This window comes from Paenibacillus sp. E194 (assembly GCF_000935845.1).
GTDB classification, from domain to species: domain Bacteria; phylum Bacillota; class Bacilli; order Paenibacillales; family Paenibacillaceae; genus Paenibacillus_B; species Paenibacillus_B alvei_B.
The window spans coordinates 1-12,334 of sequence record NZ_JMDX01000180.1 but is presented as its reverse complement, the minus strand read 5'-3'; the positions used below and the strand labels follow the sequence as shown (position 1 = coordinate 12,334).

Here is a 12,334-nt window from a genome sequence, read left to right as displayed (position 1 = left end):
AGACTCATCGCGTACATCAATTAGGCGGACGTCATCAGGAATGATCCCCGGCAGCTCCGATTGCGCCAACACCAGCTTAGCCCCGCTGTCTGCCAGCATATAGCGAATACGCGTCTCTGGATATTCGGGATCGATCGGTACGAATGTGCCCGATGCTTTGAGTACGGCCAGCACTGCGACGACTGTATCCAGCGTCCGCTCGACAATAATCCCGACAGGCTGCTCTGCGGTCACGCCATACTCACGCAGCTTCCACGCAAGCTGATTCGCCTGACGGTTAAGATCTCGGTAGCTCAATTGCTCGCTTCCATAGACGACAGCAACAGCTTCTGGTGTCCGCTCCACCTGTTCCGCGAACAGTTCATGAACCGTCTTGTCGCTTGGATGCGCCATATCCGTATCATTGAACTTATCCTGAAGCAGAGCCTTTTCCTCATTTGTTACCATGCTCAAGTTAGACAGACTTGCTTGCGGGTTATCCAGCACCGTATGGACTAATTGTTCGAAATGTCTTGCCATTCGCTCAATCGTGTCTCGCTTGAATAAATCTGTTGCGTATTCAATGCTGCACACGATTTCCGCTTCATCCTCTTCCACTTGGAAGGTCAAATCGAACTTAGATACGGTGTGTTCATTCGGCACCGAATGGAGTCGTACCCCATCAATCTTCATTTCACCTTGATCCGCATTTTGCAAAATAAACATCGTATCAAATACCGGATTGCGGCTCATATCGCGCATCACTTGCACCTGTTCGACCAATGCTTCGAATGGATAATTCTGATTCTCGAAGGCACCAAGCGTTGATTCTTTTATTTCATCCAAATAGGACAAGAAAGTCTTGCTGGCTGCCGGATAGCTTCGAATGGCCAGCGTATTGACGAACATGCCGAGAAGCGGCTGTAAGTCTCCATGGTTCCGGCCTGCGATCGGCGTACCTACGATAATGTCCTCTTGACCGGAGTACTTGTGCAGCATCGTCTTGTACAGCGCGAGCAGCACCATATACATCGTGGCTCCGTTCTCCGCTGCAATTCTCCGCAGCCCCGCACTTCTCACTGGATCTAGATCGAACTGCAGCAAATCTCCGCGGAAGCTTTGCGTTGTCGGACGAATGGAGTCCGTCGGCATTTCCAGCACCGGAAGCTCTCCCCCCAGTACCTTCAGCCAATATCCTTCTTGCAGCTTCATTGCCTCCTGCTGAGTATCCGATTGCTGCCATACGGCGTAATCCTTATATTGAATCCGCAGCGGCGTAAGCTCTCCTCCACTGTACAAGTGGACAAATTCATTGATGAGAATGCCCATCGACGAACCGTCTGAGATGATATGATGCATATCGAACATGAGAATGGAGCGTTCTTCGGACAATTCGATAACTCCGATTCGCAGCAGAGGCGGCTTCTCCAATTGGAAGGAACGTACAAACTGCTGCATAAGCTTTGAAGCACCTTCCTCGCTTGCGAGCACATGCTCGATTGCGAAGTCTACTTCCGGGTAAATTCGTTGAACAGGCTCGCCGTTCACGATCTCAAATCCGGTGCGCAGCGTTTCATGACGTTCAATCAGTCTCTTGAAGGCTTCTTCCAATCGCCCAAGATCCACAGCTCCCTCAAGCAGCATCATGTTCGGCATGTTGTAACTCAGCTCCGCCCCTTCAAGCTGATGAAGAATATACAAGCGTTTTTGAGCCGAAGACACCGGATAATGCTGGCTTGGATCCGCCACCGGGATACTCACATGCCTGCTTCCTTCCGCATTGCTGAGTCGCTTCGCCATCGCTTCAAGCGTCGGATATTGAAATACGTCCTTCAACGGCAACTCGATATTAAGCTCCTGATGCAGTCTGTTCACGAGCAGCGTCGCCTTCAGGGAATGACCACCCAACTCGAAGAAATGAGCCGTCACGCTTACACTGCTAATACCGAGCACATCCTGCCAAATTTGAACAAGCTGTGCTTCAAGCGGCGTTCGCGGTGCAACGAAAGTCTCTCCGCTCCGTCCTTCTTCCGGAGCCGGCAGCGCCTTGCGGTCTACCTTGCCGTTCGGTGTGAGTGGAAGCTGTTCCAGCTGAACAAAGTGCGCTGGCAGCATGTAACTTGGCATAGCTTGACCCATCACTTCGCGCAAATGATTCGCCTCAAGCGGACGCATCGCTACATAGTAGGCACATAGTTGCTTCTCGCCTGTGTCATTGTCTCGTGCGACGACGACCGCTTCCTGCACATCCTCTACATTCAGCAGCTGCGCCTCGATCTCTCCTAGCTCAATCCGATATCCGCGAATTTTCACCTGTTGGTCGATTCGGCCAACATATTCAATGGAACCGTCAGGAAGCCATTTCGCCAAGTCTCCCGTGCGGTACATCCGCTCTCCCTGGACGTACGGGGAATCGACGAACTTCTCTGCCGTCAAGTCTGGACGATTCAAATATCCTCGTGCCAATCCATCACCGGCCACGCACAACTCGCCGGCAACGCCTACTGGCTGCAGCTTATTGTTCGCATCAACGATATAGATTGACGTATTGCTGATCGGACGTCCAATCGGTACCGTCACCGCATTCTCCGTGACTTCGTATACATCGTGGCAAGTCGCGAATACGGTGCTCTCCGTCGGGCCGTATACATGCTTGAGTGTACCTGGCGCGACATGATTGAGCGCCTTGCGGACGTGGCTGACAGATACCCGTTCGCCACCGAATAAGATAGCCCGAATATTGCTCAAGCAGGAAGCCTGGACATCAACCAGTACGTTGAAGTACGCCGTCGTGATGAACATAACCGAAATCTTCTCTTTTACGATCAACTCAGCCAATTGCCGCACTTCCAGAAGCGTCTCGTGTGGTACAAGAACAAGCTTGGCCCCGTTCAGCAGTGCACCATAGATGTCGAAGGTCGACCCGTCAAATGCATAGCTGGACATTTGCAGCACGTTGTCATGATTTGTGATGTCGATATACTCGGTTTCTCTCACTACACGTACAATATTGCGGTGCGTCGTCAAGTTCCCCTTCGGCTTATCCGTCGTGCCGGATGTGTAGATTACATAGGCTAAGTTCTCGCTGCTTGCGTCTGTGTTCGCCTCAAGATTCGAACCGTTGCTGTCATAGGATGTTTCGGTGTCAAGATTGATAATTGCATCAAGTGGTGATGCGTCCATGACTGGAATTTTTCCCGTTAAGTGCTGCTGTGCCAGCATGATTCGCGCACCGGAATCTTCTAGCATGTACCGAATCCGTTCTTCCGGATATTCCGGATCGATTGGCACATACCCGCCTCCTGCCTTCAAGATTGCCAGAATACCAATAATCATATCCGGCGAACGTTCAGACATGAGACCTACAAGCTTATCCGTTCCAACTCCGACTGCCCGCAGTGTGCGTGCCAATCGGTTCGCCCGATCGTTCAAATCACGATACGTCATCTGGACATCTCCGAAGGAGATGGCTACTGCATCAGGATGGCGTTCGGCTTGTTCCTCGAATAAGCGATGCAGCATCATGTCTCGAGGGTAGTTCGTAAGTGTATCGTTGAATGATTGGATCACTTCCGACTTCTCGGCTTCCGTCGCGAGCTCCAGATCTTCTACAGCAATCCGTGGATTGTCTACGATCTGCTCCAAAATATTGTTCAAATGCACCATCAACCGTTCCATGTCTGCTTGTACGAAGCGGTTAGCATTGTAATCAAACCGAATAGAGATCTGTTCTCCCGGTACGACAATCAAGTTGAAGTCGTAATTGGTCTGTTCCTCCACCGCTACATCAGTTAAGGATGGCATACCGTGCTCGTCGCCGCCCGCCTGCTCTAGCTGTTCGTCCATCGGGTAGTTCTCGAACACCATAATTTGTCTGATCGCATTCTGCTTCAGCGCACTGCGAGATTGTATCTCATATAGTGGATAATAATCGTACTTGCCGGACTCCAGCGCTTGTTCTTGAAGGAGCCCCATCAGTTCCGCAAAGCTGGTGCTTCCCTCGCACTTGACGCGGATCGGAATCGTATTAATGAATAAGCCGATCATCGTCTCAATGCCTGGCACCTCCGCTGGTCTGCCTGATACGACGCTGCCGAATACAACATCATTTGTGCCATTGTATTTTTGCAAAATAACGCCCCATGCCGCTTGCAGCAAAGTATTGAGCGTGACCTGATGCTGTCTTGCCGTCCGGCTGATGGATGCGCTCAAGCCAGCATCCAATTCACGGCTCCATTTTTCAGCCTTATATGGTTCGCTATCGATTCCCGCCGATGATTCCTGCGGTATCTCTGTTACCTGATCGTAATCAGCCAAGTATGCAGACCAATAAGTCCCGGCCGCCTCCTCGTCCTGCTGCCCTAGCCATTCAATATATTGGCTGTAAGCTGGAACCACTGTTCTATCCGGCGACTTCTTCTGCAGCAAGGCGGCATACGTATCGAACAGCTCTTGCATCAGCTGGGGCAGGCACCAGCCGTCCATCAAGATATGGTGAGAGCTCCACAGTACACGGCAGCTCAATTCCCCTGTACGGATAGCCGAAACGCGCATCAAGGCACCTTGTGCGAGATCGAAGCCAAGCAGTTGGTCACTGCTGACCGCTTCCTTAATGAAGGATTGCTGCTCCTCTTCATTCAGAGCGCGCACATCCTGGAATGAAAATCCGATTGGCTTGTTCCGGAATACGACTTGTACCGGTTCGCCTTGAGGGCCGCTAATGAAGTTCGTTCGCAACACAGCGTGCCGCTTCGCCAATTCGTTCAGACTGCTGGAGAACAGTTCCACATCAAGCGTACCTTCCAATGTGAACATCGTCTGCTCATGGTACGCCCCTGTCAGACTATCCATCGCACTGTGGAACCACATTCCCTTCTGCATCGGCGTCAATGCATATACATTCTCGATCTCTCCGATATGCTGCATTTGCGAAGATATCCGATCCAGCCACTCCAAGCTAAGTCCCTTAAACAAGACATCACTTGGCGTCAATTGCGTCCGTTCCTGTGATTCGCAGTGTGCGATAATTTCCTTCAGTGATTCTGTAAGGAGATCGCCCAATTCCTCCATCGTCTCTTTGTGGTACTCCTTGACACTGTAACTTAAGCCCAGCGTCAATTGGCCTTCTGCGATAACGCCGTTAATATCGAGCGGATACTTGCGCTCCTGCTCATCGCTAATCTCCGAACCGCTTGCATATGGAGATACGCTCAGTTCGTTATTGCTCAAGTCCGCATCGAACTGTCCCAGGTAGTTGTAACGAATTTGTGTCGTTGGCGCATCATTCCAAGCCTGTTTGCCCGAATTGGATAAATACCGGAACAGACCGTACCCGATTCCTTTGTTCGGAATGCGGCGCAAATCCTCTTTTACCTTCTTGATCTGAGATCCAAGACTGTCGTTCGCTTCCATCCCGAGCTCAAACGGATATTCGGTCGTAAACCAGCCAACCGTCCGCGTAATATCCATGTCTTGTAAAATGGACTCGCGACCATGTCCTTCCAGCGTAACCAGTACGCGGTCGATGCCGCGCCACTTTATGAGTGCTCTGCCAAGCGCTGTGAGCAGAATATCGTCCATTTCGGTGTTGTAAGCTCGGTGAACGTGCTTCAGAAGCCGTTCCGTATCTTCCTTATTCCACTCGAGCACAACGGATTCACTGTCGCGCTGCAAGGAAACTGTGCACTCGCTGTCTTTAGGCAGGGCCGCCGCTTCCGTCTGCGCGACGTCGAGCCAATAAGCAGATTCCTTATCCATCGCTGGACTATTCGCATACTCTACTAGCTGTTCCGCCCATGTACGGAAGCTGTCCGTCTTCATCGGCAGACGCACCTGGCGTTGATTCAGCGCCTGTTCATAGCCTGCTGCAAGGTCCTCAAGCAATATTCTCCAAGACACGCCATCGATGACTGCGTGGTGGATAACGAGCAGCAAGTGATCACCGTCACTGCCATGGAATAAGCCTGCCTTGACCAAAGGTCCCGCTTGTAGATTAATACTGCCTTGAATGTGGTTGGCTTCCGCTTCAATCGCTGCGGCGAAATCCGACTGATCCGTTAAATCGATCTCTTCCATACTGAAGAGCTCACCCTCTACTAGGGATCGATTCCAGAGCGAATATTCTCCTTGTTCCGTTCTCTGAATTACAATACGAAGTGCATCGTGGTGTTCAACCAACTTATGAAGCGCCTTGCGCACTGCATCTGCGACAAAGCCATCCTTGCGATACAGCATTACCGACTGATTGAAATGATGCGGATTCGCAAACTGCTGATGCTCGAACCAATGCAGAATCGGTGTCATCGGCACCTCACCGACGACTTCTCCCTGATCAGCCGTTCGATTAATCGGCTGCATGTATGGAACCAACTGTGTAACCGTTGGGTATTTGAACAAGTCGCGAATATCAAGCTTGAAGCCCGCCTGCTGCATTCTTGCTGCCACTTGAATGGACTTGATGGAATCTCCGCCAAGCTCGAAGAAGTGATCGGTTATCCCGACACGTTCGATGCCAAGTACGGCTTGCCATACGGTTGCCAGCATCTGTTCCGCTTCCGTGCGCGGCGCAACATATTCCGATTCAACTTGAAGGCTTCTCTCTGGTACCGGCAAAGCTTTGCGATCCAGCTTGCCGTTCGGCGCCAGCGGCATCTGCTCCAGCCTTACGAAGTATGATGGAATCATGTAGCTCGGCAGTTCGGCGGCAAGCGCGGCTCGCAGGTCACTTACTGTTGCTTCTCCGTCTGCTACATAGTAGGCGCAAAGTGACTTCTGTCCGCTCTCGTCTTCCCTCGCAACGACGACTGTCTCCCGAACCGCTTCAATATTCAGCAGCGCAGTCTCCAGCTCGCCAAGCTCGATTCGATAGCCGCGGATTTTCACCTGATGATCAATCCGTCCCAAATATTCAATGTTGCCGTCTGGCAGCCACCGTACGAGATCCCCTGTTCGGTACATCCGTTCACCCACGGAAGGCACCAATACGAATTTCTCTTCTGTCAGTTCTGGGCGATTCCAGTATCCGCGCGCCAATCCGACGCCCGCGATGCACAGTTCGCCCGCTACGCCGATCGGCTGTACTTGATTGTGCCCGTTCACAATATAGATGCGTGTGTTGTCAATCGGCTTGCCAATCGGCACACTCACATACGTTTGGCCTGGTTCGCAGTCGAAGTACGTGACATCCACCGTCGCCTCTGTCGGACCGTACAGATTGATGAGTCGTGCTCCGCTGGCAGGTGCAACATACTTATGGAATCGCTCGACCTGCGATGCCAATAGAGCCTCTCCGCTGGTGAACACCTGCTTCAGTGGAGACAGACGCTCACGCTCTGCTTCAGGCAGTTGCTCGATATGCTCGAGGAAGGCATGCAGCATAGATGGTACAAAGTGCATTGTCGTAATATCGTACTGTTCGATCGCCTCAACGATTGCTGCCGGATTCTTCTCTCCGCCAACTGGAAGCATTAGCACCTTCGATCCGACAAATGCCCACCAGAACAACTCCCAAACAGATACGTCGAACGTGATCGCCGTCTTCTGCATAATGGTGTCATCCGCATCAATCGGGTACCGCTTCTGCATCCACAACAAGCGGTTGATGACTGATGTATGCTCGACCATAACCCCTTTCGGACGTCCGGTCGTACCTGAAGTATAGATAATGTAGGCGATATCGGTCGGCTTGTTGACCATCTCAAGGTTCGAGCTGTCCTGATCGTACGAGTCAACATCGTCCAGATTAATAACGTGACCCGCAAAATCAATTGCTTCACCCGCGCTGCCTTGAACAATCAGTACTTGAGCCTCGGAATCGTCCAGCATATATCGGATGCGCTCTTCGGGATAATCCGGCGCGATCGGCACATAGGCGCCGCCAGCTTTCAATATCCCCATGATGCCGACCATTAGTTCAAGCGATCGTTCCGCCATTATACCGACGATCTGATCCGGTACGACGCCTGCTGCCCGCAATGTCCGCGCCAACTGATTGGCACGTTCATTCATCTCCCGGTAGGTCATTGTAGCTGCTCCACACAACACCGCCGTCGCATCCGGCGTCCGCTGAACCTGCTCTTCGAACATCCGATGAATCATCTGTTCGCGAGGATATTCGACTTCCGTATCATTGAATGCCGTCAGCAGCTCTGCCTTCTCGTCGTCGGTCGCCAGACGGACGTCTTTCACAGCTATGGCCGGATCTGCTGTTACCTGCTCGAGGACGTGAATCAGATGGTGCCGCACTCTTTCCATATCTGACTCGATCATACATGACGGCATTGTACTCGAGGCGAATCATCATATCCTCGCCAGGCATCACGACAAGATTGAAATCATAGCTCGTCTGCTCGGCCACCCGCACGTCAGTAATGTTCAATTGTCCCCGCTCATCACCAGCATGTTCCATTTGCTCTTCCATTGGGTAATTCTCGAACACCAAAATATGATTAATCAAATCCTGCTTATGCGTGCTGAGCGCCTGGATGTCATACAGCGGATAATAATCATACCGCCCTGACTCCAGTGCCTTCTCCTGAAGCTGCTTCATTACGTCGCTAAATCTGTCATCCGCTTCACACACAACTCGAATCGGAATGGTGTTGATGAATAGTCCAATCATGGATTCAATACCTGGGATTTCCGCCGGTCTGCCTGATACGACTCCGCCGAATACAGCGTCCCCGGTATTGTTATACTTCTGCAAAATAATGCCCCATGCCGCCTGCATTAGGGTGTTCAGCGTCAGCTGATGTTGCTTCGCTACCCGATGCATCTTCGTAGTTAAAGCCTCGCCCAGTTCAAATACGAGATTGTCAGCAATATATACATCGCTGCGCCCGCTCGATTTCTTCTGCGGAAGAACCGTTTGCTGATCGTAATCCGACAGATAGTCGCTCCAATACTGGGATGCAGCTGTGTAATTCTGCTTGTACAGCCATTCAATATAGAGACTGTATGGCGATGCTCCCGATCGGCTGCTTGACCGTCCATTTACGGAGTCGGAATACGTCTCGAGCCATTCTTGCGTGAGCTGCGGCAAGCACCAGCCGTCCATCAGAATATGATGAGAGCTCCAAATGACATGACTGCAGTTCACACTCGTCCGCAACACGGACACCCGCATGAGCGCATCGCGCTCCAGATCGAAGCCCCGCTGCTTGTCAGCTTGCGCCATCGCTTCAACTCGATCCTTCTTCTCATGCTCCGGCAATTCCGTTAGATCCTCGTAACTAAATTCCAGATTCTTGTTCCGGTATACAATTTGCAGCAATTCTCCGTTCCAGCCGCTGAAGAAATTGGTGCGAAGCACCGCATGGCGCGTCGCGAGAACGTCTAGGCTGCTTGCGAATAGCTGAACGTCAAGCTCTCCTTGAATCGTAAAGCGAGTCTGTTCAAAATAAGCCCCCGCTTGACCGTCCATCGCATTGTGGAACCACATTCCCTTCTGCATCGGCGTCAGTGCATAAATGTTCTCGATGTCCCCGAGATCCCTCGTCTGCTCCGCAATACGCTCCAGATCCTCAATACCAAGCCCGTTAACCAATACGTCACTAGGTGTCAATTCCGGCTTGTCTTTCGATGCGCAGTGAGCAACGATCTCCTGCAAACTTCCCTTCAGCAATCCTGCCAGCCGGTCAATCGTATCGCGGCGGTATTGCTTGCTGCTGTAGCTCACTTCCAATGCAAGAACCCCAGCCGATATCATCCCGTTAAAATCAAGCGTGGTGTTACGAGCCTGACGAACGCTTATCTCTGCGCCGCCCGAATATGGAGAGACTTCCATCTCATTGTTCTGCAAATCCTGATCGAATTGTCCCAAATAGTTGAAGCTGATTTCTGGCTGAGCTGATGCTTCTGATCGTGATACATTTTTCGTACCAGACGTACCTGAGCCCGATAAATATCGATGAATGCCATAACCGATGCCTTTGTTCGGAATCCGTCGCAAATTTTCCTTCATTCGTTTGATTCGATAGGACAAACTCTTGTTCGGATCGCTCTCGAGCAGAAATGGATATTCACTCGTGAACCACCCCACAGTGCGCGAAATATCAAGCTCCGGCATGATATTCTCGCGGCCGTGTCCTTCAAGTGTAACTAGGGCTTTCTCATGTCCACACCATTGCTGTATAGCCATGCCGAGCGCTGCGAGCAGAATGTCGTTCATGTCCGTGTTATAAGCCCGGTGAACATGCTTCAGCAGCATATCCGTCTCCTCCCGGCTCCATTCCACTACGACCGATTCGCTATCCTGCTGCAAGGATGTCTCCGCTTCGAAATCCTTCGGCAAAGACAAAATACTCGTTCCATTCGCTTCTGCCTGTTCCCAGAAGATTTGTTCCTCTATCATGGCTTCGCTTCGTGCATATGACGCGAGCTGATTCGCCCATGTGCGGAAGCTGTCCGTCTTGGCAGGCAGCCGAACAGGCTCTCCCTTCAACGCTTGTTCATATCCAGTAGCGATATCCTCCAGCAGGATGCGCCAGGACACACCGTCAACAACGCCATGGTGCATGACAAGAAGAAGATGATCCCCCTCATCGGTACGGAACAATCCCGCTCTTGCCAACGGCCCATCGTGCAGGTCGAAGCTACGCTGAATCTCCGTGGCCTTGGCTTCAATGATCTGCCGTACATTATGCTCATGATCACCTGCTGTTGTTCCTGTAAGGTTCAGCACTTCCAGATGGAACAATTCTCCTTCTTCGATTGCCCGATTCCAAGCTGTATAATCACCTTGATCATTCCGTCGGAATACGATGCGCAGCGCATCGTGATGTTCCGTTACTGCCTGAAGTACATTGCGGATTGCCGCTTCGTTAAAGCCTTCTCTCCGGTACAGCATGATCGACTGGTTATAGTGATGCGCGTCGGCAAACTGCTGTTCGAAAAACCATCCAAGAATCGGCGTAAGCGGCACGTCACCTGATACTTCGCCCTGATCTGCGACCTTGCTTGCCCTCTGCAAGTGTGACCCCAGTTGGGCAATCGTTGGATACTTGAACAGATTGCGAATTTCAAGCTTATAGCCTGCTTGCTGCAATCGGGAAGCAACTTGGATAGACTTGATGGAGTCGCCTCCAAGCTCAAAGAAATGATCCAGCACACCGACTCGTTCAATACCAAGGACGGTTTGCCATACATTCGCCAGCGCTAACTCCTCTTCCGTGCGTGGCGCCACGTATTCAATCCCCGTGTGCGCTCCTGCTTCCGGGGCAGGCAGCGCCTTGCGGTCGACTTTTCCATTCGGCGTAAGCGGTAGGCGGTCCAATTGAACGAAATACGATGGAATCATATATGCGGGCAATTCATCAGCCATTGCGCTTCTCAGTTCACTCACCGTCAGATTGCGATCCGCAACGAAATAAGCGCATAATGCTTTTGTCCCGTTCGGATCCTGACGCGCCACGACGACACTCTCCCGAACAGTCTCCACTTTAAGAAGCTTGGACTCGACTTCGCCGATTTCAATGCGATAACCGCGTATTTTCACCTGGTGGTCGATACGGCCTAAATATTCGATGTTGCCATCCGGCATCCAGCGAGCCAGATCCCCTGTGCGGTACATTCGGTGATCCTGGAGGAATGGATCTGCGACGAATTTCTCGCTCGTCATTTCCGAACGATTCCAATACCCACGGCCGACGCAAGGGCCGCCGATGTAGAGCTCACCGATGACACCAACCGGAAGCAAAGAACGCTGTCCGTCCATAATGTACATCGTTACACCCGGCAATGGTTTTCCAATCGGCAGCGCTCTTGGAACAGTTGGAGTCGTTGGTTCATAATAGCTGGCATCGATGCATGTCTCCGTCACGCCGTAGCTATTAATGATGCGGAACTGCGAACCGAATCTATCCAGCATCTTCTGAAACTCATCCGGCGGGCAATAGTCCGACCCAACGGCGACAAGCTTCAAGCTGCTGATATCCAGCTTGTTCTCATACACATATTCCATGAGCGGAATGACGATAGACGGTGTGCAGTCGAACATATGAAGACGATGCTTCCGGATCAATTCGTAGATTTCAGCCGGATTCGCACGTGCGTGCTCTGGGCAAAGAACCAGCTCTCCGCCATGCAGCAGCGCACGAATCAAATCGCCTGAAAATACGTCGAATGAGAAGCTCGCCCATTGCATCCAGCGAATGCTCTCTTCCCGCAGACGATATTCACGTTCCCAAGCCTTCGCCATAACTGTCAGTTGTCTGTGCTCGATCATGGCACCCTTCGGCTGTCCCGTCGTGCCCGATGTATAAATGACGTAAGCCAGGTGTTGTGGTTCATTGATGGACACAAGATTGGCAGCATCCTCAGCATAGGATGACTCCTCATCAAGCAGAACCCATGTACC

The 12,334-nt window shown here is 51.6% G+C and carries 2 protein-coding genes; both read right to left on the bottom strand.

The window, feature by feature from the left end; genetic code table 11:
• The coding region (locus AZ66_RS20945; RefSeq protein ID WP_231586978.1) for a non-ribosomal peptide synthetase at window positions 1-8,223 on the bottom strand (8,223 nt) is incomplete at its 3' end.
• A partial coding sequence (locus tag AZ66_RS32915) for a non-ribosomal peptide synthetase (protein WP_156160034.1) occupies window positions 8,105-12,334 on the bottom strand: 4,230 nt, incomplete at its 5' end. The genes AZ66_RS20945 and AZ66_RS32915, both read right to left, overlap by 119 nt.